This window comes from Chitinophaga sp. ARDCPP14, from assembly GCF_051362515.1.
In the GTDB taxonomy this organism is placed as follows: domain Bacteria; phylum Bacteroidota; class Bacteroidia; order Chitinophagales; family Chitinophagaceae; genus Chitinophaga.
In genome coordinates this window covers 607,332-631,284 of record NZ_JBKIXB010000001.1, presented here as the reverse complement: position 1 = coordinate 631,284, position 23,953 = coordinate 607,332, and the positions used below count along the sequence as shown (strand labels likewise).

The following is a 23,953-nucleotide window of genomic DNA, read 5'->3' as shown; positions in this document are numbered from 1 at the left end:
ATCCAAATTATGACTAGTATGAAAAAGATATATCTCTTACTTTCCTGCACAGGTCTTCTTGCTGCAGGTTGCAACAAAAGCCTGCTCGATACTTCTCCGCACGACCGTTACCCGGAATCAACATTCTGGCAAACGCCGGAAGCAGCCAACGCCGGCCTCGTAGGCTGCTACTCTGTATTGCGCAACCAGGGCATATTTGGTGGTAAAACCTCCAACAATGCCACCGCGCTTTGGGAAGAAACCCTTTCTCCCAACGCCTACAACCAAACGGATGCCATGAGCTTTAATTCCATTGCCCGTGGTACCCAGATGTCGAGTACCGGTGGTATCGTTACTGCCCGTTACTCCGATTGTTACAGCGGCATTGGCCGTTGCAATACTTTTTTGAAGAAGGTAGATGAAGTAACTGCAATTGAGGCGGACATCCGGAAGAGGATGAAAGGGGAAGCATATTTTCTGAGAGGGCTTTATTACTTTATACTTGAAAATTATTATGGTGCAGTGCCGTTAATCCTCGATCCGCCGGATAGAACCGCCCAGGCTAAGTTACCGCGTACGCCACGTGCAGAAGTGGTAGCCAATGTGTTGAAAGACCTGGATATGGCTGCTACGCTTCTGCCAGTGAAATACACAGGAGCGGATGTAGGCAGGGCTACCAAAGGCGCAGCCATGGCGCTGAAAGCCAGGGTGCTGTTGTATGAAGCCAGCCCGTTGCTGAATCCATCCAACGACCTGACGAAATGGAAGGCAGCAGCCGATGCCGCCTATAGCGTTATGGGGCTGGCCGGCACCGGCTATGGACTCTTTGCCGATTACCGCGGATTGTTTTTGCAGCCCAATGAAAATAACAAGGAAGTTATTTTTGATGTGCAGTATATTTTCCCGCAGCAGGGCAGCTCATTCGACCTGATCTGTACGCAATACAACACCAACGCACCGTTGCTGGACCTGGCGAAAACCTATTACATGAATAATGGATTGCCCATCACTGATCCGGCTTCAGGATATAAAGCAGATAGTCCGTATCTCCGCCGTGATCCGCGCTTATACGGTACCTTCACCTATCCGACCGATATGTACCGCGGCGCCATTATTCCTGCCAGCCGTTTTGCTATTACGGGTTATGGCATGAAGAAGTATAGCCTTTATGATAGTATTGCACCGCCAAAAGATAAGTCGGATCTGAAAGACGGCCAGTCTGATATCAACTTTATCGTATTGAGATATGCCGACATCCTGATGATGTACGCAGAAGCACAAAACGAAGTAAGCGGACCGGATGCTACCATCTTCGCTGCGCTCGACAAGATCCGCGACAGGGTGAAAATGCCGCATATTTCCACTTCTTTATCCAAAGACGCGCTGCGCGCAGAAATCCGTCATGAAAGACGCGTGGAATTTGCCGGGGAAGGATTGTATTACAACGATATCCGCCGCTGGAAAACCGCTGAAACCGTGATGAATGCACCTATTGAAAACTACAATGGTAAGAAGATTGAAACCCGCACGTTTGATAAACTGCGCGACTACCTGTGGCCGATCCCGGTAGGGGAAAAAGATCTGAACCCTAACCTGGAACAGAACCCGGGATACTAATTGCCGGATATGTTATGCAGATATGCAGTTACCTGGTAACTGCATATCTGCATTTTTTATTTAGTCATAAATGGATACGTCGTCAATAGAGAAATCCTCCTCCAGCTGTACTTTGATCTCTGACCCCGGAAAGATCTTTTCAGCGATGAAATTAAGCATGAAACCCTCCGGAAATACTTCAATGCCCATTAAGGTGAGATCATTAATTAGGGCGGTTAACTCATCAGCCGAAGGCGGTACATCCTGCTGCCCATAGGCGCTTTCGTTGATTTTCTTTGCAACGGCGTCAACAATTTCTCCAAACTTCCCACCATCCAGGTAGGCCACCAGTTTCTTTGTTGCTTCCACCAGGGAGGTAAAGTCGTCCGGCTCCGTACTAACCGTTTCCGGGTCTATCATCAGGGAAACAGGTTCGGGAATAGCCGCCAGCTTCACTTTGGCGGTAAGCATATTTTCGTCGATATGGCCTTCTATAATTTCAGGGCCAAAACTGTGTTTTTTTGCCATCTTGTTGAAATTGACCGAATATAACAAATCGATGGGAATATAAAGCCAGGCTTTTAACGGATTTTTTCTTCAGGAGATATAAAAAGGGAATGCTATTTTTGTTGGTATAGGATAGGACAGCAGCATTGCTTTCCGGAAATACATATTCAACAGTGACAATTTAATTAACCCGGTATGAACCACGTATTTGAACAGGTTTATGAAATGGAGGCAGTGAGCGGATTATCCAAGCATGAACAATTGGTGAATGGTATTTTAAATGCTATCCAAAATAAAGGACTGGCACAGGGGGATATGCTGCCTTCTGTGAATGAACTGATCAATGAGTTTGGTTTCGCCCGGGAAACAATTGCGAAAGCCTATAAGGAGCTGGTAAGCAGGGGAATTGTAGAGCCGAGGAACCGGGTTGGTTTTTTCGTGGCCAATGTGAATATCAAACAGCACCTGCGCATTGCCCTGGTATTGTTTGCCTTCGATGCCTTCCAGGAAATGTTCTATAAAACCTTTCGCGCTGGTTTAGGCAAGGATGTGCATATCGATATTTTCTTCCATCATAATAATATAGAAGTACTGCAAAGTATCGTTAACAGTATAAAAGGCAAGTATGGCATGTACGTGGTGGCGCCTATCCCGCACAATAAAACCGCCGGTATCCTCGGCGCATTGCCGATGGATAAGTTCCTGATGATAGACCGCTATGAGCCTATTCCCGGTGACTACTCCTATGTGGCGCAGGAGTTTAAGCAGTCGTCCTACAAAGCCTTTTCTGCCCTGGCAGGAGTGATCAAGCAATATAGAGGCATGGTGTATTATCACCGGCCCGTAGCCGATACCCCCATAGAGATCCTGCAGGCATTTAAGAAGTTTGTAAAAGATTTTAATATCAAAAGCGAAATAAAACCGGAATACCTGCCAGGCACCCTCGAAAAAGGGAAGGTCTATTTCACTATCAACAATGCCGAGCTGTGGACCATGCTCAAGGATTGCAAACAAATGAAACTCAAGCCCGGTAAAGATATTGGCATCCTCTCGCACAACGATGATATTGTAAAAGAACTGATTTTCGACGGCATTACCACTTATACCACCGACTTCAAACTCATGGCTGAAAAGGCTGCTGCCTTTGTTTTAACCCGCGAAAAGATCCGGGAAATAATCCCCACTGTACTTATCAGGAGGAAATCGTTATAATCTATTTATAAAGTTTTTAAGCGAGAGGATACGTGTTAAACGTATCCTTTACGCTTCTTATGATATTGTTTTATCCTAACCTGATTGCGGTTTAACCCTCCTGTGCCTTTTTTGCGGCACTGCAAAAAATAATTGCCCATTTCTTTTGGCGGTTATGAAAAAAATATATATTTGCTATAGGATAGTATAGGATAGTACAGAATCACATTCCTATTTCGCGAGATACCAACATCAATCATTAATTACGATAGAATTACAGGTTTCCAGGTTATGACGGAATGAATGAAGTAAACGTTATGAAATAAACTTTTTTTCTCCCTTTACATTAGTTACTGAGTGCCACGTATAACTATGATGGCCGTTTGTCCTGCAGGATATCCGGAAGCATCGCTATGCATTTTATACACGTTATGTTTTTTATACTTCCAATAATTGCTCTTAATATGTTCAGGAAATTTACTTGCTACAAGAAGAGATTTACTGCCGTTTTGCCAACGGCATTATCCGCTCCCCGCTACCTTTTGATCCTGCTGTTATTGATACTGGCAGGCAGCGCTCACGCGCAAACACCGGCCCGGGTAACGATTACCGGATCGGTGTCCGACACCGCCGGCAGATCCCTGGAAGGCGCCACCATCTCGGTAAACGGCAAAAGTTCCAGTGGAACCGCCACCGACCGGAATGGTAAATTTATCCTCGACGTACCCGTCGGTGCCACCATCCAGGTAACCTTCGTAGGCTTTATCGAACACCGGTTTGTGGTAAGCGCCACACAAAAAGATTATCACATCCGGTTAAAAAGTGTGATCGCCTCGGTAGATGAAGTAGTGGTAACTGCCTTCGGCCGCAAGCAAAGAAAGGAAGCCGTGGTTGGCTCGGTCACCAGCGTCAACCCGGAGGACCTGAAAATCCCCACCAGTAACTTAACCAACGCCCTGGCCGGTCAGATGGCCGGCGTAATCGCCTTCCAGCGCGGCGGTCAGCCGGGAGCAGATAACTCCCAGTTCTTTATCCGCGGGGTTACTACCCTGGGATACAGCGCCAGCCCGCTCATCCTCGTTGATAACGTGGAACTGAGCGCCAACGACCTGGCCCGTTTACAGGTAGATGACATCGCCAGCTTTTCTATCCTGAAAGATGCCAGCGCTGCAGCCCTGTACGGCGCCAGGGGCGCCAACGGCGTAATCCTCGTTACTACCAAGGAAGGCAAACCAGGTAAAGCCAGGGTAAGCGTACGCCTGGAAGATGCCATTTCAACACCCACGCAAAACCTGAAACTGGCAGACCCGATTACTTTCATGAATCAATACAATGAAGCAGTAACTACCAGGAACCCATTGGCTACGCCATACTTCACCCCCAACGCCATACTCGCTACCAAAGCTACTATCGATAAAGCGCCAGGGAGCAATCCGTATGTATACCCGGCGGTCGACTGGATGAAAACATTGTTCAAAGATCAAACGACCACCAAGCGCGCCAACTTCAGCGTACAAGGCGGATCAGATGTAACCAAATATTATATCGCCGGATCCTATGCCCGCGACAATGGTATCTTACAGGTAAATCCCGTGAACAACTTCAACTCCGGCATGAAGTTCGAAAACTACCAGCTGCGCTCCAATGTAAACGTAAAGATTACCAAAACAACCGAAGCAGTGGTACGCCTCTGGGGTAACTTCAACGACTATACGGGACCTATCACCGGCGATGCCTCCGGGTTAGCCACCGACCTGTATTCCAGGGCGCTGCACACCAGCCCGGTGGCATTCCCTGCCTATTACGAACCGGATGCGGCAAATGCGAACACCAATCATATCTTATTCGGCAGCGCCTATGGCAACGATGGCTCCCTGCTGAATAATCCCTATGCCAGCCTGATGTACGGGTATAAAAACTTTTCGGAATCCAGGATGTCGGCACAGTTTGAGCTGAACCAGGACTTCAACTTCATCACAGAAGGACTTACCTTCAGAGGTATTTTCAGCACCAACCGCTATTCCTATTTTGACCTGAGCCGCTCCTATAAACCCTTCTATTATGGAGTGGGAAGCTATGACCCCGATGCCAATACTTATGTGCTCAACTGGCTGAACAGCTCACCCGGACAAGCACAGGAATTCCTCGGTTATTCAGAAGGGGCTAAAAATATCTATAGCTACATCTATTTACAGGGCGCAGTGGATTATAACCGCGACTTTGGAAAAAGTAACCTGAGCGGTACCGTGATAGGTACCCGCCAGCAAACGCTTTACGGTAACGCCGGTAGTTTGTTAGGATCACTACCTTACAGGAACCTCGGCTTTTCAGGAAGAGCTACCTATTCATTCGATAAAAAGTATTTTGTTGAATTTAACTTTGGTTACAATGGATCAGAAAGATTTGCACCGCAACATCGCTGGGGCTTCTTTCCCACCATCGGCGGCGCCTGGGTGGTATCCAATGAATCTTTCTGGGAAGGCGGCATCGCCAAAATTGTTTCCCGCCTGAAAATCCGCGGAAGCTACGGCCTGGTAGGAAATGATAATATTGGCAGCCAGCGTTTCTTCTATCTCTCCAGCGTAACGCCTGATGACGCGAATGGTCCGGGCGCTACCTTCGGTACCAACAATAGCTTCACACTCAAAGGTACTACCATACAGGCTTACCCCAATCCGGACGTAACCTGGGAAACCTCCAAAAAAGGTAACCTCGCTGTGGAAATGACGATCGCCAACAAACTCAATGTAACCGCAGAAGTATATAACGAGAACCGGTACAATATCCTGATCAAACGTGGATATATCCCCGTTACTGCTGGTATTGAAGGTTCCGCCTCCAACAATCTCCAGGCAAACCTGGGTAAAGTAGATTCAAAAGGGTTCGATCTTCATCTCGATTACAAACAGAATTTTTCAAAAGATATGTGGTTGTCTGTTATGGGCAATCTCACGGTAACAGACAATAAAGTCCGCTATTACGAAGAACCGGAGTATAAATATGCATACCGCTTTTCCACCGGCAACCCCGTTAACCAGCAGTTCGGATATGTGGCAGAACGGCTTTTTGTAGATGATAAAGAAGCCGCTAATTCTCCTGTACAAAACTTTGGCAGCGAGTTCCCTAAAGGCGGCGACATCAAGTATAGAGACATTAACGGGGATGGCGTAATTAACCAGGACGACCAGGTGCCCATCGGTTTGCCTACCACGCCACAGATTATTTATGGCTTTGGTTTTTCCTTCGGGTATAAGAGTTTCGATGTGAGCGCATTTTTCCAGGGACTGGCAAGGGAATCATTCTTTATTGATCCGAAAGCCACCGCACCATTTGCAGATAACGCGCAATTGCTGCAGGTATACGCCGACAATCACTGGTCCGAGGAAAACCAGAACCTGTACGCCCTCTGGCCGCGGTTATCCACCTCGCATATTGCCAACAACGAACAAAGCAGCACCTGGTGGTTGCGCGATGGAAGTTTCGTAAGGTTAAAGTCTGTTGAAATGGGTTATTCATTACCGAAAAGATGGATCGCACCATTACGGTTAACCAACTTCCGGGTATACTTCAGTGGCCTGAACCTGCTCACCTTCAGCAAATTCAAACTGTGGGATCCGGAGCAGGCTGGCAACGGCTTCGCATATCCCATCCAGAAAGTATTCAACCTGGGTGTAAATCTTAATTTCTAAGTATAAAAAATATAAAACAATGAGATTTTTTAAAAGAACATTGTTGGTAGTATTGCCGGTCATCTTATCAGTATCCTGTAAAAAATACTTAGATGTAACACCGGACAATGTCGCTACGCTGAACAGTTCATTTGCCAACGCAAATGAAACACAGGCTTACCTGTTTGGTTGTTATTCCAACATGCAGGGCCTGGCGGATGTGAGGCGTAACGCGGGTTTTACCAGCTCCGGCGAAGTGATCTTCCCGATTGACCTGCTGGATAAGAACACACTCGGTGGTGCAGGCGGCGACAACGGATTTAACGTAATGCGCGGTTTGCAGAACAGCCCCAATCCATTATTAAATTACTGGGATGGTTATAATATGGGGTTGAACCTGTGGCAGTCGATCCGCATGTGTAACACCTTTCTCGATAACGTAGATCAGCCGCTGGACCTTCCGGAATACCAGCGCAACAGGTGGGTGGCAGAAGCAAAATTCCTGAAAGCGTACTATCACTACTGGCTCATCAGGATGTATGGCCCCATTCCTATTTCGGATGTAGCCTTGCCCGTGAATACGCCTACAGATGAAACCAGGTTGAAGCAACAATCCGTTGACTCCTGCTTTGGTTATGTAGTAAGCCTGCTGGATCAGGCCATTCCCAACCTGCCGGATGTAATACAGAATGCCGGTGCAGAAGCAGGCCGTATTACGGCCGTAATTGCCAAAGCAGTAAAGGCAGAAGTGCTGGCTACACAGGCAAGCCCGTTGTTTAACGGGAATCCTGATTACGCATCTATCAAAGGAAAAGAAGGGCAAAACCTTTTCCCGGTGGCGTATGATGCCACTAAATGGCAACGCGCAGCCACCGCCTGCAAAGTAGCTATTGATGCTGCTGTAGCTACGGGTGCCGCCATCTACCAGTTCAGGGCCAGCGGAGGTATCGTGCATATGTCCGACACTACCAAACAACTGGTAACCTTGCAGGGTGCACTCACCGATCCGTGGAATACAGAACAGATATGGACCCTCAACCCGCAATTCGGCTGGCAGTATATGGCTTCCCCAAGAGTAACTGCTGATGCAGCTTCCAATGGTTTTGCCGTGTATTCCAATTTCTCCGTTCCAATGGCGCAGTCGGAATTGTTTTATACACAAAACGGCGTACCTATCAACGAAGACCGTACCTGGGATTATGCCAACCGTTACAAAGTGCAAACCGGCGATGATGCGCACCGGTATTATATCCGCAAAGGCTACACCACTGCCCGCGGTAACTTTTACCGCGAAGCCCGGTACTATGCCGACGTAGCCTTCGACGGCAGCATCTGGTTTGGCTCTGCCAACACAGACGATAACAACGCCAATTATGTAAATGCGGTAAATGGATTTGCTGCGTATACACCTACCCGTTATAACGCTACCGGCTATTGGCCAAAGAAACTGGTGCCATGGCAAACTGCCTTCGGACAAACATCCGTGCAAACCAATTACTCCTGGCCATTCATGCGTTTACCAGCGCTGTGGCTGTTGTACGCAGAATGCCTGAACGAAGCCAATGCTCCGGGTGCAGAAGTATACAGCTATATCGACAAGGTAAGGGAAAGAGCCGGCTTGCCGGGAGTGGTGCAGGCATGGTCCAACTTCTCCCGTAATCCCACCAAATACGGTTCTAAAGAAGGATTAAGAGCGATCATCCACCAGGAAAGAAGAATAGAACTGGCCTTTGAAGGACAGGCAGGATGGGACCTGAGAAGATGGAAAGAACTGCAGGCAGTACTCAACGGTCCTTTCCAGGGTTGGAACGCGAAACAACGTACCACGCAGGGATTCTACCAGCTCACCAACGTATACCAGCCGGTATTCGGGCTAAGGGATTACCTGTTTCCTATCCAGGACTACGACATGCTCACCAATCCCAACCTGGTACAAACACCTTATTGGTGATAACAGGCATGCGTAAACGAAATCATTTCAAACCAGTTTTTAATTTTTTATATGGATGCTATATATAAAATATTCCGCGTGCTGATACCGGTGGTTACATTACTGATGATCCAGTATTCCTGCAAGAAGAATGATGGATACAACGATGTAATTTCGGATGATAAAACAAAACCACAGCCGGTTTCTAATATCAGGGTGATCAATAAAAACGGTGGCGCTTATATCACCTACACCTTACCCGACTCAAAAAATGTACTCTATGTGCAGGCAGAATACATGATCAACGATACCAAAAGCAGGCAAACCAAGTCTTCCTTTTATTCCGATACCATCGCAGTAGGCGGTTTTGCAAAAAGCCAGGATTATACGGTAACGCTGTACACCGTTACCCGTGCGGATGTGAAATCTGATCCTGTAAAAGTAACGGTGCATCCCGGCACCCCCACATATCTTCAGGCGCTGCCCACCGTGGTTATGCGTGCAGATTTTGGCGGCATCAACATCAGTGTTACCAACACCGCTAAAGATAATATCGGGGTGGTGACTATCACGGAAGATGCCACCACAAAGAAGATGGAGATCAAAAACCAGAACTACACCAACCTGGAAAATATCAACTACAGCATCAGGGGATATGATACCATCCCCAGGAAGTTTGGAATATACCTGGCAGATGAATTCGGGAATATCTCCGACACGGTGTATGCCACTATCAAGCCCATCTACGAAACAATCATGGATAAATCGAAGTTCAATGTTTACAAGCTCAATTCCGATGATGGATCGAGCTTTGGATGGGAACTGCGTTACATGTGGGATAATAACCTCGGCCGGCCCGGCTATCACTCTACTTATCCTACCACGGCGCCATTACCTAAATGGGTAACATTCGACATGGGACAGGTAGCTAAACTGAGCCGGTTTACACTCTGGGGCAGGGGCCTGGATGATGGTAATTATCTCTGGGGATACGGTAATCCGGATACCTGGGTGATGTGGGGCCGGGCAGATGAACCGGTGGATGAAATATTACCGGATACCACCAATCTTCCTGCATTGGGACAGGCAACGCCCGGCGGATGGATTAATATGGGCGTTTATCATTTGCCTGCACAACCATCCGGACTGGTATCACCGGCGTATAACAATGCCGATCTGGCTTTCTGGAATGCCGGCTTTGGATATAACTTTTCGCTGAACCTGCCTAAAGTAAGGTATATGCGGTTTGAATGTGTTACCAATGCAGCGCATAGCAATGAATTCTTTCACATCATGGAACTCAGTATTTGGGGCGATAACAGGTAGCGTATCTTACCTGATCCCCTTTACCGGTATTGTTTAAAGTTATTTTATTAAAAATATAAAGAGATGAGAAAGTATCCTATAACTGCAAAACTCCTCTTACCACTTTGCGGTTTATTCTTCTTCATAGCCTGTACACGGAAGGCAACTGACTTCCGCGACTTCCTCGGCAATACAGAGGTGCAGTACCCTGGTACCGTATCAGGGATCACGTTGTTTCCCGGCAACGGCCGCCTGGCTATAGGATGGAAGCCCAGCCCCGATCCCAGCATCAGCAAGTATGTGTTGTTCTGGAACAACCGGCAGGATTCCGTAACCATCAATGCTACCTCGCATAATCCTTCAGATACGGTACGTTGCCTTATCACCGGGTTAAACGAATACGCCTATACGTTTTTCCTGTATTCCTATGATGCCGCCGGTAACCGGTCTATTGTAACGGAAATTGATAATGCGCATGTATACGGCAATATTTATAAAAGCTCATTACACAACCGTCTCCCTGATGCGACTACGCCTTATAAGGTTCGTGACGACGGCTCCGTAACGTTGTTCTTCTCCATACCTGATACTATTAATATCAGCACCAGTATCAGGTATACCAATGCCGCCGGTGTGGCTGCTGTAGCCTCCATTGCCGGCGATCAGGATTCTGTTAATTTACCCGGTTACAAAGCGGGTCAGGCGGTCACTTACCAGTCGTCCTACATCCCTTCAAAAAGCGCACTGGATACTTTTTATACCAACAGCTACGATACCTTCCCCGATATTTACAAACTGGTGGCCTGCGATAAAAGCCTGTTCCAGGAACACGACCTGCCAAATGATATGGGCATCTACCAGTCGGACACCCGCGTCAGCAAATTATGGGATGGCAGCGTAGGTCCGCAGGGATATCCCAACATTTTCCATAGCGACGACAATGGTTCCAACGACCCACTGCCACGTACCCTCACTTTCGACATGGGCAAATTATATAACCTGGGCCAGATAGAGGAAACGGGCAGAAACTGTTGTAATAATCCTTCCGAATTTGAAGTATGGGGTATTGCGGATATTTCCAACGCAGCCACGTCGCTGAAAAGCACGGATCCCGGATGGGCTGCTGAAATGAGCAGTAAAGGATGGACATTATTAACCACTGCCATAAGAGGAGACGACGGAAATGAAGCGATGAAATTTAATTTCATCCCACAGGCCCCGCCGGCACGTTACATCCGCATAAGAGTGTTGCATACGGTGAATAATTCCAATTCCATCAACATGAGTGAAATCACGATGTACAGCAAACAGTAAACAATTATCTTTTATAAGAAAGCGGCAGATGGAATATCGGTTAATCTTGAACCGGTGAGCAAAGGAATAAAAAAAGGAGAACGCCTGTTAACAGGCGTTCTCCTTTTTAAAAGAAAAACAAAATTATTGTTTCACCACCTTCATCGTTTTGCTTTGTGTACCCTGACTAATATTTATATAATAAATACCTGGTTGCAGGTTTTCACCAACCTGGTAATTCACGCCGGCATTTATTTTTGTAGAATAAATGATGGTGCCGGAGTTATTAACAATCCTGAGTAGCGTCGGCGCTTTCGAGGAAGAAGTCATTTTTACATTAAACACGCCACCGGAAGGATTCGGATATACATCCGTTGTAAAATCCAGTTTAGCGCCGCTGCTTAATTTATTGCCAGTCACTGCGACCATGCTTTGATTTTGATTTACACTTTGCAGTGAATCTGCCGCTGTTAAGTTCCGTACTTCGATACCGGCAATTGAACCACTGTAAGGATCATACAATCCTGTTTTAGGGTAAAACATCACCGTTATCAAACCTGCGCTGTTGGCTGTTGCCCTGATGGTTTTTATTACGGCGGTATTCAACCTGTTGCCTGCGGCCTGGTATATATTAAAGTCTGTAAGACTGTCCAGTCCATTAGAGGCTCTGATGCTGAATATCCGCTTATTTTTCTCTGCGTCCTGTGCCTCAACGAAGTGCATCCGGATAGCATACACCGTGTTAGGGGTGAGGCCACGCAGGTAATAACGCATCTGGGAAACATTGCTTTTGAACACACGTATATACTCGTATACCTGCGGAGGAGCGGGATCGGTTACATATGACACATCTACGGGAGAACTCACTCTTTGTATCCAGGTATAACCTGCATGCCATAGTTTATCGGTTCCGGTAGGTCCTTCGGGAACATATTGCGCAAAGGTGGTGTTTGCATACGGGCCGGGAGGCGTGTTCGTAGTACCCGCGTTTATGCCATAAACAGCCGATTGATTTGTTTTTAAAACTTCTATACAATAGTCATCCACCCATACCGTACCGAATCCTACCTTGGAAACCCAATAAGTAAGCCCTGTGGCACTATCAGGCACGTTAATGGTATCTCTTATCTGAGCCCAGTTCTCGCGGTATGCGGTCACATTATCTATTTGTTTTTGGTAAGCGGTACCGGTAGCAGCGCCCTGGTTATTTACAAACCCAACACCATATCCTGACCACCAGGGATAACCCGTAGCATCTTTTTCTACTTTAACCCATTGACTGAGTACGATGACGCTGCCGCCTCTCACAGGTATGGAATCTTTTATGTTCAAAGCGGTGCTTGCTGTAGTGGAACCCAGGGTGGCGGCTTTGTCGCCCGAATGGCCTTTACCACTAACGGCGTACACGGCGCCCACTGTAGCGACAGACTCTTTATAAGCTATCCAGTTAATAACACCGCTTTCAAAACCATAATTGGATATTCCTCCACAGGAATCAAACGGCACCACGGTTACCGGCAAAACTGCTGAAGCCCCTGAGCCATCTTGTGTATTGACGGTAATGGTAACGGTACCTTGTTTAATGGCGGTGATAAGGCCTGTACTGTCAACTGTAGCAAAGCTTGTATTAGAACTGCTCCAGCTTACTTTTTTAATGGAGGTATTAGCCGGCACGAAATTAACTTTCACGCGCAGTGTATCCCTTTCCCCGATAGTAGCGGTGGCCGGTTGTAACGTAAGACCGGTGGCCAGTACATTGGCTACATGAATATTGGCCTGTGCTTTAATAGCCGGGTTATCTGCCGAGGTGGCGGTGATGATTGCATCGCCTTGTTTGATACCGCTGATGGTGCCATTGGTACTAACTTTGGCCACGGTGGTATCTGAGGATGTCCACACTACTCCTTTATTGCTGGCTTTGGCCGGGCTGATGCTGGCGTTCAGTTGTAAAGTTGATCCTACAAATACGTTGGCCGAAGTGCTATCCAGCGTTAAGGATGTAACAGGTATGTAGATAACAGTATAGGTTTTTGCAGCCGTAAATTTACTTTCCGCAGAGGTAGCGGTGATAGTAACCGTGCCGGCGCCTTTTCCTGTTACCACACCGTTCAGATCTACTGTAGCGATAGCGTCGTTGGAAGATTTGTAGACCAGGTTCCGGTTGGTGGCATTTGCCGGTGTAGTGGTCAGCTTCAGCGTGTCTTTATAGCTTACATAGAGATTACTGCTGTCTGAATTGATGCTGATTCCCTGGAGCGGGATGATAGATACCTCAAGGGCGGATATAGAAGCACTGTAAGGATCGTTGGTACCCGTTTTCGGAATGAACATCACCGTTATTACACCAGCGTTGTCAGCTTTTGCCTGAAGCGTGCGTGTGATCACGGTATTCAGCTTATTGCCTGCCGCCTGGTAAATGTTGAAGTTGATGAGACTGTCGCCGCTGGTCTTCACATTAAACACCCGGTTAGCTTTGTCTCCATCGCTCGGCTCAACAAAATGCAGGCGCACCGAATAGTTGGCATTGGGAATCAGGTCGCGGAAAAAGTAACGCAGCTGGCTCGACGAATATTTGCCGATGCGCATATACTCATATACGGGACGGGGAGCAGGCGATGTTACCTGGCTCAGGTCCATCGTTGCGGTATTGCGACCACTCCAGGTATATCCTGCATGCCATAGTTTATCGGTTCCGGTGGGCCCTTCAGGTATGTATTGACCGACTGCCGTATTCTGAAGTGGCGTTGCCGGGCTTCCCGTGGTGGCCGTTGTACCTGCATTGATGGCTGTTACAATGGTGTTCACGACCAGCTGTACGGTTTTAGTAGCACCTCCGTCCGCTGTGGAAATGGTGAGGGTAGTAGTGCCCAGCTTTAAGCCGGTAACCACGCCGTTGGCATCCACTTTTGCAATGGTGCTATCTGCTACGGACCAGTTCAGCGTTTTATTAGTGGTATTTGAGGGCACAAGAGTAGCGATAAGCTGCTTGGGCGTATTCATAGTACCATACGTCACACTGTCTATCGTAATACCGGTGGATATAGTGGGAGGAACGACGACAATCTGTCTTGTATCCGTTTTCCCTCCATCGACCGATGTAACGGTAATAGTGGCGGTACCTGCATTAATGCCGCTCACCTTCCCGACCTGATCTACTTTAGCGATGGCGGTATCCGAGGAGCTCCAGGTAATGGCAGGATTGGTGGGATAGGTGGGCGTGAGCTTTGCACCCAGTTTCACGGAGAATCCTCTTACAATAGTGTCTGATGCGGGATTGACTATTTCTACCGACTGAACAGGACCGGCTACCGGGGAGCCGAAGAAGATGCCATTCCCGCTGATGGCAAGAAACATTCTTCCTTTATTGTCTGCCGTAATATTCTGCACCACGCCTGGAACCCGGTCTAAGATGGTGGTCCAGGTACGGCCGGTATCATCTGAGCGGAAGGCGCCGTAGGTAATGCCATTGATGGGAAGGATCTGGGCGGTGGCGTACAAAGCCAGGTGCGCATTGGCCGTGGTGTCCGACATGGCAGCAGCTATCCATTTGGGCTTGAAATTTTCGCCACCTACCTTACTGAATGTTTTACCAGTGTCTGAGGTATGGTAAAGGGCGGCGTATTGAGGATAGGCGTCATCATAAAATGCGATCCATACATCCCCTGTTTTTCCTGGCGTTGCTTCAATGTTGGAGGTAGTGGCATAAGAAGAGCCATTGGTGTTGTTGCCGGCGTTTGCAGTAAGACCAGTGGCAGTTGTTTTCTGGAATGATTTTCCGCCATTGGTGCTTACATAAAAAGAACCGCGGTCCCAGATATAGAAATAATCGCCGTTTACCTTATCCGCTACGAGATGGTTTTGCCCGGGATACAGGTTGAACTGCGGACCAGCGGGTAAGATGCCCGAAGAAGTACCGGTGGATTTGGTCCAGGTAGTGCCCAGGTCTTCCGACCAGTAAACGTTACCGGGAGCATCATTAACATCTATTTGGGTGAGCCAGAGGATATTTCTCCGATTAGCGGATACGGCTACACGCCCACGCAAACCGGGCGATTTCCCAAAAAGGGTGTAGGTATCACCACCATCGGTGGAGTAACCCGCGCGTGATGCTTCAATCTTATTAGCCGCAGGGCCGTCGCAGCCTACGCGGACAACAAAATTAGGGTCGGTATACTGGAAAGTTACTCCCTGCATGTTAAACGCTGAGCCGATGCCGTAATGCAGAGCGGTGCCGGAAACAGCGCCCTGGTTCAATGGTTCTGTAAGGGAACGGTGATGGGCGCCTCCCACATCTGCAGTAGCGGTGAGCAACAGGTTCTTGCCGCTCGGAGGAGCTGCCATAGGGCCTGTTACCACAATTTCTTCCAGGCCCACTACGCGGATCTTCCAGTTGGAAATCGGGTCAAAGATATTATCTGTGGAAAGCACGTCCAGCATATCGTTCAGCCATATCCGGTTCGGGTAAAAAGGATCCCAGGTAAAAGCAGCAGCATTATGCCCGGGTGAATTATAATATAACCCGTCGTTTGCCGAATGCGGCGCTTCCGAATTATCGCGGGTGATCTTTCCCTGGGTATAGGAGCCCGGGGCGCCGCCCTGCCTTGAAATATAATAAGGATCTTTTTGCCAGCTGCCGCGGGTGCTTACAACAATATCATTTGAATTGGCGGGGTTTACCGCCACTTTAGAGAAGTATCTGTCGCTATTAACCGGATCTGGATCTAAAGTTACAGGAGACACGTCCTGCCAGCTGCCACTCTTATACTTGTAGACGCCTTTTTTTTGATTCTCGGTTCCGGCAGATACGTACAGGGTGCCATCGCCGTGAATAACGGCCCGGAGAGGGTACAGGGGGCTGTTTGTCATCAGCGTAAAAGAAACACCGCCGTCATCTGATGCCCAAACGCCTGTAGGCCGGCCGATGTAAATGCGCTTGCTAACATTCTGGCCGTTTATGGAAACGGTGCCGGCGCTTTTGTCGAAAAGAATAAAGGAGCAGTTACCAGGCGTGGTGATGGCGCTTACCTGCGACCAGCTGGCGCCGGCATTATCCGTTTTCAGGGCGCCATTCTGGTCGGTAACAACCCATACCGTATTGCTATTGGAGGGATCCACCTGTATACGATCCCCGTAAGTCTGCGTGCTGTTAGGGTGTACAACAATAGGAACCTGCAGGTCAGTCCAGGAGTCGCCCCTGTCGGTACTCTTCATGATAGTACCCATTGAGCTCGACCCTTTGCCCGGCGCCGAACCGGCGCCGTTTTCCACGGTAGCATAAAGAATGTTGCCGGTGGCATCACTGGGATCTACGCCAATGCTGCCGCAACGCTGGTTAACTTCCCAGTTCCAGTAGTTGACTGGTATTTTTTTGAACAGCATTAAATGCTCCCATTTCTGCAGGTTCTTATTCCATCGGTAAGGAGTGCCTACATCAGTGGTGATGAAATAAAGATCGGGTACCATAGGGTGCGCCACAAAAGAGGGCAACGAACCGGACCCGCCTATCCGGACCTGGTTCCAGGTGTACGCTTGCGCATGTACTCCCTGCGAAGCAGTCAGATAAAAAATTGTTAGTAGTAAAGTGTAAATCGCTCTCATGTTCATAGTGGAATTTATTAGGCTTGTTTTAAATTTATCCTGGTCTGTTTGTTTGGATATACCTGTTGTCCGGAGGCTGGACACGATACATGTTTCAAAAACGCGGCTATAAAATAATTGTATCAGGTTTTAATAATGGCGACTATGGCTGATCTTAAAGACAACGGTGAGCTCCCGGCGGAATCGCCCTGAGGACAAATTTTTCGTCAAAAAAAATTGCCCCTTTTCCTTTTCTTACTAAATACTGCTTCAACGCATGTATTAAAATTGAAGGGTGAAAGAATAGTAAATTGGTTGATAAATAACTAATACGTTTGTGAGCGACAAACTACGTAGCCGGAATGAAGAAATATTTTTACGGACCGGACGGAACCACACCTGGGGGTAACAAACTTACTGCTTTCTCAATGGGTTTTATTTTAAGGCATTGATTTTCAGAACTTAAACTTTATACCCCAAAAAGGTAAAAGTGCTGAGTAGAAAATTTATCTTTAAGCAAGACATCTACTTTCAATACAATGGAAGAATTCTTTCTAAAAATAAACAGTTATCAGAAACTAACTCCCGAAGCAGAATTTGCATGGATGCAAATTCTTAAACGAAAAGAATATAAAAAAGGCAGTTTCCTGGTGAAAGCGGGGGATATTGCAAGGAATGTTTCTTTTGTTTCCCGGGGTTTATTTTCTCAGTACTGGTCAGATGAAAATGGAAAAATTTATATCAAACGTTTCTTTTCTGAAGGTTATTTTGCGGCATCAACAACTTCTCTTTTGAGCAAAACCCCAAGTGTGACCACTATCCAGGCATTGGAAAACTCAATAGTTTGGGAATATGACTTTGGATTATTTAAAGCACTTACGCTGAAATATCCGGATATCGCGGCATTTTACATCCACTATATGGAACGTCATTGGATAATCGAAAAAGAACCGGAAGAAATTGGTTTCAGGCAACATGCGTCGCAAGATCTGTATGAAGACTTCATTAAAAAATATGCCCACCTGACTAAGCGCATCAAAAAACACCACATTGCTTCATATCTGGGAATTACTCCAACCCAGGTGAGCAGGATCTTTTCGGCTAAAAAATAGTTTAACGCGCTGATTTTTGTGCATCCTCAACATTTGTTGAGGATGCACAAAAACGTTTTCATTTCCTCAACAAATGTAAATGTTTAAAAAAAACAAGCGCCTCATATTTGTGGTACCAGTTAATCAACTCATCGATAACAGGTATTGTTTTTAGCACATTATTTCATTTTTACCAGATCGAAAAACTAATAATCATGAACAAAGCAAACAAAATTGACGAATTTTTAAGTAAGCTTAACCATCCTTTAAAAGCTGAAATAGCATCGGTAGTAAAAATAATCCGCGAAGTCAGTCCGGGGATAGAAGAAGATGTAAAATGGGGCGGCCCGAGTTTCGACTACAAAGAGCCCATGGCAACACTAAATCCAAGGATAACTGATTTTGTAGCAGTGATTTTTCACAAAGGAGAGTTGTTAAATGATAATACCGGTCTTCTCGAACCCGGACCTAAAGGTAAGGCATATGCCAAATTCCGGTCAATGGAGGAGGTGAAAAAGCAGAAGGCAAATCTTCAGAAAGTAGTCAAAGACTGGATAAAAATAATGAACAGTTGAGGTGTCCAGATGTGTTGAGACTGAAAGGACTTTAGCCTCCTATCATTTTATGAAATTAATTTTCCTTAACCATTTTACCACTTCAGTTTCAGCTTCCACTGCTTTATTGCCTGCAATAACAGCAACTTACCATCGCGTTCAGATCCGCTGGTCATCGTAAGGCCTTCGGGCACTTTACTATCAGGGCAAAGTTCTTTCACTTTGTCAAAACTGCTCCCGATACCATCACCCCCGTTCGTATTAAAGGGAATCACCTGCTTACCTTTCAGGTGATAACTTTTCAGTGATGGCCTGGTACTGGCCGGATGGAATCCCGGAGAAGGAAGAACATTGCCACCTGTTAGCCACGAAGAATTTAAGAGAGCCTGGCTTGCCTGGATCCAGAATGGCGCATTTGCCCCGGCGCCATAGCAATGAGGCAATTTGATGGACTAAATAAGAGTTTATTCAAAAATTATTACTTTTATGTAGATATTAACCCCATAAAACATCCTATCATGAAACTTTATATTTTAGTAGCATTAGGATTATTTAGCCTCACTACCAACATTGCCTGCAAAAAAAGTAAAAAGGAAGATAAGCCTGTTATCAACGCCTTCGCAACAAGCGGAAACAACCTGCTGTCATTTAACCTGCATTCACCTGGTACCGCTTCTGCCATGCCAATCACCGGGCTTCTGCCTGGAGAAACAATCGTTGGCATGGATATCCGCCCTGCCAACAACCAGCTGTATGCAGTAGGAAGCACCAGCCGTCTTTACCGGATTAATACTTCCACCGGAGCGGCTACTCCGGTGAACGCGAGCCCCTTCGCCGAAGTACTAAGTGGTACTGCTTTTGGAGTGGACTTCAATCCATCCGTAGACCGGTTAAGAATCGTCAGCAACACAGGCCAGAACCTGCGCATACATCCGGAAAACGGCACATTAGTCGCTAAAGACACTGATATTAATCCTCCTGGCAGTGGTATATCTGCTGTGGCTTATAGCAATAATACCGCCGGATCGGCAAGCACTGTATTGTACGACATAGGCTACGCGAGCAACTCACTTTACAGGCAGGATCCACCAAACGGAGGAGCTGTTATTTTACTAGGGCGACTTGGTATAGGAGCGAGTGAAGCCAATGGTTTTGACATCAGCGGCGCTTCAAATAAAGCATACGCGTTATTTACAGAGGGTGGCACAACAAAGCTCTATATGATTAACCTGGAAACAGGCGCCGCAACGGCAGTGGGCGATTTTCCGGCACCAGTAAAAGGGCTTGCTATAGCGCTGAATCTTTGAGTTTTTCTTTAAAAGAACTTAATGTGAAGATATAAATTACATCAAACAGGATCAGGTAAAAACCCGATAATCGATTCGTGGATGCTGTCATTTATTTTACAGCTGTTTAATTCAGCGTGTTCAACTAAACTAATTGGAATCGTCAGAGGCGCCTACCCTTCCGGTACTCCGGAGCTTTGTTAATTCTCTTCATTTCTAAATCTTACAGCCGGAATTTAAGTCGTACAATCACTACTTCGTTCTGCCATTCCTGCAGGGAATGCAGTGACTTATTCATACAATTACCAGTCTGCATAGCCACGCTGATGGGAGGCGTTTTGTGTTGAATTGTTAGTAAAGATTTTCACTGAAATATCTACATTATTCCCAGCATCTCCGAAATGTATAAAACCTGTCCGGAAATGTATAAGTAGCCTTACGCCGCGCTGTTGAACTTTGCTATATAAATTAAAACTTTAAAAAGATGAAAACAACAGCATCAAAAATTGTCCTTGTAACTGGCGGAAGCCGTGGAATAGGAAAAAGTATTGCGTTAAATGCCGCTCAACGTGGTATTGACGTTATCCTCACTTACAACAGCAACTCCGATCAGGGGAAAGCTGTTGCTGATACCATCAACAGCAGCGGAGGTAAGGCCGTTGCCTTGCAATTAGACACATCCAAAACCAGCTCCTTTAATGGCTTTGCCAATCAGATTTCGCAGGTGCTAAAGCAGGAATGGAACCGGGAGAACTTCGATTATCTTGTAAACAACGCAGGGATATCCCAGCGAACCCTCATCAAGGATACAACCGAAGAACAGTTCGACGAACTTGTGGACGTAAATTTTAAAGGCGTGTTTTTCCTTACGCAAAAACTGATTCCATTGATCGTTGATGGTGGCCAGGTTATTAATATTTCCTCCGGGCTTGCCCGCTTCGCCTTTCCTGGTGTTGCCGTATATGGTGCTCTTAAGTCCGCGATAGAAGGCTTGACACGGTATTTTGCCAAAGAATATGCCGGAAGGAAGATCCGTGTAAATAGTGTTGCACCAGGGGCAATTGATACAGAATTTGGTGGTGGAAAAGGTGATGACAGCCATCGCGAGCAAATTGCCGGCATGACCGCGCTTGGACGTCTTGGAAATGCGGACGATGTGGGCATGTTTGTCGCATCAATGCTATCCGAAGACAGCCGCTTTGTAAATGCCCAACGCATCGAGATATCGGGTGGGATGTTTATTTAGCTCCCGGGAGGAACATGCTTTGCGTTTGTTCCTCAATTTTTCAAACTCAAAAACATATTTATGAATCCGTTAAAAAATAAAGTGGCACTGGTTACTGGCGCTTCAAGAGGCATCGGTAAAGCAATTGCTTTGAGGTATGCCCAACTGGGCGCACATATCGTAGTTAACTATGCAAGTAACAGCGTGGCCGCCGATGCAGTAGTTAAACAGATTGAAAGTTACCAGGTAAAAGCTATTGCAGTGAAAGCGGATGTTTCAAAGCCCGCTGAAATAAACCGGCTATTTGAAGTTGCCATCCAGGAATTTGGGAAAATTGACATTGTTGTGGTAAATGCAGGATTGGAATTGGTAGGCGTGCCGGTTACTGCGTTTAGCGAAGAGCAATTTGATAGCCTGTTTGACACCAATACAAAGGGCGCATTCTTCACTATGCAGGCGGCAGCCAGGCATGTTGCCGACAATGGCCGGATTATTTATATCGGTTCCAGCACTACCGGACTGCCCAACGCCGGCTATGCGCTGCATGGTGGAAGCAAAACCGCTGCTTTGTACCTGGTGCAGGTATTGGCCAAAGAGTTAGGTAAAAGGGGCATAACTGTAAACGCCATACTGCCCACGGCAACCGAAGGTGCAGGAATCCATACTGTTGTTGACGCAGAAGCGCCTATCAGGGCCATCGTACCAACATTTTATCCCATGGGAAGGATGGGCACACCGGAGGATGTTGCAAATGTTGCAGAATTTTTCGCTGGTGAACTGTCTGGATTTGTAAGCGGCCAGCAGCTTCTGGTCAGTGGAGGTGCTATCGCCTGAAGGAGAAAATTACCTCTGCTTCATTGTTTAACACCTGACAATAAAAAAATCATTATAAGAAATACAATTATGAAACGTACAATCATCGTTACAGAAGCCTGGCGGTACAGGTGGCAGCCTTGAAAATGGTCAGCACTTTTTAGTAAATTTACTTGGCTCCCTAATCTGTTACTGCATGCAAAAATCATTCGTCGATATCAATACCATACATGAGCTGCATAAGCTCTACAGCTGCCCTCCACCGAAGCATCCATTAGTTTCCTTCCTTCCGTTGCAGCAGGTCAGCAGGAATAACTTTCCGGAAAAGGAAACCGTGTTCCGCCTGGGGTTTTATGCGGTGTATCTTAAACAGTTAAAAGGATCAATGGGCTATGGGCGTTCCCATTATGATTTTGATCAGGGCACATTGGTATTTACCGCACCAGGGCAGGCTGTTTCTACACAGCGTTACATTTCTTATGATGATGGCTGGGGATTATTCTTCCACCCTGATTTGCTGTACCGGACCGCACTGGGCAAAAAGATCCATGGATACTCATTTTTTCAGTACGATGCCAATGAAGCGCTGCATGTGTCAGGTGATGAAAAGAAGACGTTGCGTAACTGCGCGGATAACGTGACGCAGGAGTATTCGCAAAACATAGACAAACATTCACAGGAATTGATCGTAAATAACCTTGAATTGCTGCTCAACTACTGTAGCCGTTTTTACGACCGGCAGTTCCTCACACGTTCCAAACCCAGTCAGGACCTGGTTCAGCAGTTTGAAAGCTTGCTGCTGGACTATTTTTCAAAGGATTCGCTGATCGATGACGGACTTCCCGATGTAAAATACTTCGCATCCCGGCTGAACCTCTCTGCTGATTATCTTTCGGATCTGCTGAACAGGTATACCGGTAAAACCACCCTGGAACATATTCACCTGCAACTGGTGGACAAAGCGAAATCCCTGCTGTGGAGCACAGAGAAAAACATCAGTGAAATTGCATTTGAACTGGGCTTTGAACACCCCTCTCATTTTACAAAGATATTTAAAAACAAAACCGGTAAATCACCGTCGGATTTCCGGCAACAGAATTGAAAACTGACGGCACTCTGTCATTTTATAAACAAATTTTTAAAAAAGTATACTATGAACCTACATTCCAATCGTGGCATTCGCACATTTAAAATGCTGGTTATTTGTATTATGACGATTTTCGTCGCAAAGTTACAAGCCCAGGTTTCCCCAAAGGTCCAAAACATTGTGCTTGTTCATGGCGCATTTGTAGATGGCTCGGGGTGGGAACAGGTCTATGAAATCCTCACCAAAAAAGGTTATAAGGTCAGCATTGCCCAGCCTACACTGACTACCTTCGACGGCGATGTAGCTGCGGTAAAACGGGTAATTGACCTGCAGGACGGGCCTTGTATTTTGGTAGGGCATAGCTACGGAGGCGCCGTAATAACAACGGCGGGTAATGATTCCCTCGTTAGCGGACTGGTATATATTGCTGCGCATGCACCGGATCATGGTGAATCTGAAGCTGACAACGGCAAAATTTTCCCGGCTGCCTATAAATCACTGATCAAGGGAAATGGCGGCTGGGACTACATCAACCCAAAGATGTTTGCCGCTGATTTCTCAGGTGACCTGCAAAAATCAAAAGCAGAGTTTATGGCAAATTCGCAAACGCCTACTGCTGACGTGGTATTCCATGCCATCATTCAAAATCCGGCCTGGAAAACGAAACCGGTTTGGTATATGGTAGCAAAATCCGATAGGATTATTAACCCTGATTTAGAACGGATGTATGCAAAAAGGGCTAATAGTAAGAAAATAGTTGAAGTAGAAGGTGCAAGCCATAGTGTCTATATAAGCCATCCCAAAGAGGTTGCAGACTTAATAATTTCCGCAACTCACCTTTAAAAGAGTAG

16 protein-coding genes are annotated in these 23,953 nt (G+C 46.7%); 13 read left to right on the top strand and 3 right to left on the bottom strand.

Features of this window, described 5'->3' with window-relative positions; all coding sequences use genetic code 11:
• The first annotated feature begins 18 nt into the window (after positions 1–18).
• The gene (locus ACLHR0_RS02495; RefSeq protein ID WP_429045270.1) at positions 19–1,596 is read left to right on the top strand and encodes a RagB/SusD family nutrient uptake outer membrane protein; all 1,578 of its coding nucleotides are present in this window, start codon (positions 19–21) and stop codon (positions 1,594–1,596) included.
• A 60-nt stretch (positions 1,597–1,656) separates the two neighbouring features.
• Here ACLHR0_RS02495 and ACLHR0_RS02490 read toward each other — a convergent pair whose 3' ends face one another.
• Positions 1,657–2,103: a hypothetical protein gene (locus ACLHR0_RS02490; protein ID WP_436484464.1), complete on the bottom strand. Its 447-nt coding sequence runs from the start codon at positions 2,101–2,103 to the stop codon at positions 1,657–1,659.
• Between the two features lie 174 nt (positions 2,104–2,277).
• Here ACLHR0_RS02490 and ACLHR0_RS02485 point away from each other — a divergent pair, with 174 nt between their 5' ends.
• The 5 genes from ACLHR0_RS02485 to ACLHR0_RS02465 all read left to right on the top strand — a co-directional run bounded on the left by ACLHR0_RS02485 (position 2,278) and on the right by ACLHR0_RS02465 (position 11,490).
• Positions 2,278–3,294 (top strand): GntR family transcriptional regulator, encoded by a 1,017-nt coding sequence (locus tag ACLHR0_RS02485; RefSeq protein WP_436484463.1) that lies wholly within the window; start codon positions 2,278–2,280, stop codon positions 3,292–3,294.
• A 443-nt stretch (positions 3,295–3,737) separates the two neighbouring features.
• Complete coding sequence (locus ACLHR0_RS02480; protein WP_436484460.1) at positions 3,738–6,962, top strand: SusC/RagA family TonB-linked outer membrane protein; 3,225 nt, start codon at positions 3,738–3,740, stop codon at positions 6,960–6,962.
• 19 nt (positions 6,963–6,981) lie between these two features.
• A complete protein-coding gene (locus ACLHR0_RS02475; protein ID WP_436484458.1) occupies positions 6,982–8,892 on the top strand; it encodes a RagB/SusD family nutrient uptake outer membrane protein in 1,911 nt (636 codons plus the stop codon).
• 51 nt (positions 8,893–8,943) lie between these two features.
• The gene (locus tag ACLHR0_RS02470) at positions 8,944–10,197 is read left to right on the top strand and encodes a DUF4959 domain-containing protein (protein WP_370909625.1); all 1,254 of its coding nucleotides are present in this window, start codon (positions 8,944–8,946) and stop codon (positions 10,195–10,197) included.
• A gap of 63 nt (positions 10,198–10,260) precedes the next feature.
• On the top strand, positions 10,261–11,490 hold the full coding sequence (locus tag ACLHR0_RS02465) for a DUF4998 domain-containing protein (protein ID WP_436484455.1): 1,230 nt from the start codon (positions 10,261–10,263) through the stop codon (positions 11,488–11,490).
• A gap of 123 nt (positions 11,491–11,613) precedes the next feature.
• Here ACLHR0_RS02465 and ACLHR0_RS02460 read toward each other — a convergent pair whose 3' ends face one another.
• Positions 11,614–17,067, bottom strand: a complete 5,454-nt coding sequence (locus ACLHR0_RS02460) for an Ig-like domain-containing protein (protein WP_436484453.1) — start codon at positions 17,065–17,067, stop codon at positions 11,614–11,616.
• Positions 17,068–17,585: 518 nt separating this feature from the next.
• On the opposite strand from ACLHR0_RS02460, the gene ACLHR0_RS02455 reads away from it, so the two are divergent.
• Both ACLHR0_RS02455 and ACLHR0_RS02450 read left to right on the top strand, forming a co-directional pair.
• Positions 17,586–18,158, top strand: a complete 573-nt coding sequence (locus tag ACLHR0_RS02455; protein WP_436484451.1) for a Crp/Fnr family transcriptional regulator — start codon at positions 17,586–17,588, stop codon at positions 18,156–18,158.
• Between the two features lie 194 nt (positions 18,159–18,352).
• The gene (locus ACLHR0_RS02450) at positions 18,353–18,712 is read left to right on the top strand and encodes a DUF1801 domain-containing protein (RefSeq protein ID WP_436484450.1); all 360 of its coding nucleotides are present in this window, start codon (positions 18,353–18,355) and stop codon (positions 18,710–18,712) included.
• Positions 18,713–18,786: 74 nt separating this feature from the next.
• Here ACLHR0_RS02450 and ACLHR0_RS02445 read toward each other — a convergent pair whose 3' ends face one another.
• Entirely contained in the window at positions 18,787–19,134 is a 348-nt protein-coding gene (locus tag ACLHR0_RS02445; protein ID WP_436484448.1) for a flavodoxin, read from the bottom strand.
• 75 nt (positions 19,135–19,209) lie between these two features.
• Between ACLHR0_RS02445 and ACLHR0_RS02440 the strand changes: the two genes are divergently transcribed.
• The 5 genes from ACLHR0_RS02440 to ACLHR0_RS02420 all read left to right on the top strand — a co-directional run bounded on the left by ACLHR0_RS02440 (position 19,210) and on the right by ACLHR0_RS02420 (position 23,945).
• Positions 19,210–19,998 carry a DUF4394 domain-containing protein gene (locus ACLHR0_RS02440; protein WP_436484446.1) on the top strand — a complete coding sequence of 263 codons (789 nt, stop codon included), beginning with the start codon at positions 19,210–19,212 and terminating at the stop codon, positions 19,996–19,998.
• A gap of 463 nt (positions 19,999–20,461) precedes the next feature.
• Positions 20,462–21,223, top strand: a complete 762-nt coding sequence (locus ACLHR0_RS02435) for an SDR family NAD(P)-dependent oxidoreductase (protein ID WP_429061368.1) — start codon at positions 20,462–20,464, stop codon at positions 21,221–21,223.
• A 60-nt stretch (positions 21,224–21,283) separates the two neighbouring features.
• A complete protein-coding gene (locus ACLHR0_RS02430; RefSeq protein ID WP_429045293.1) occupies positions 21,284–22,036 on the top strand; it encodes an SDR family oxidoreductase in 753 nt (250 codons plus the stop codon).
• 175 nt (positions 22,037–22,211) lie between these two features.
• Complete coding sequence (locus tag ACLHR0_RS02425; RefSeq protein ID WP_429045295.1) at positions 22,212–23,117, top strand: helix-turn-helix domain-containing protein; 906 nt, start codon at positions 22,212–22,214, stop codon at positions 23,115–23,117.
• Positions 23,118–23,168: 51 nt separating this feature from the next.
• The gene (locus ACLHR0_RS02420; protein ID WP_436484443.1) at positions 23,169–23,945 is read left to right on the top strand and encodes an alpha/beta fold hydrolase; all 777 of its coding nucleotides are present in this window, start codon (positions 23,169–23,171) and stop codon (positions 23,943–23,945) included.
• Positions 23,946–23,953: the final 8 nt, after the last annotated feature.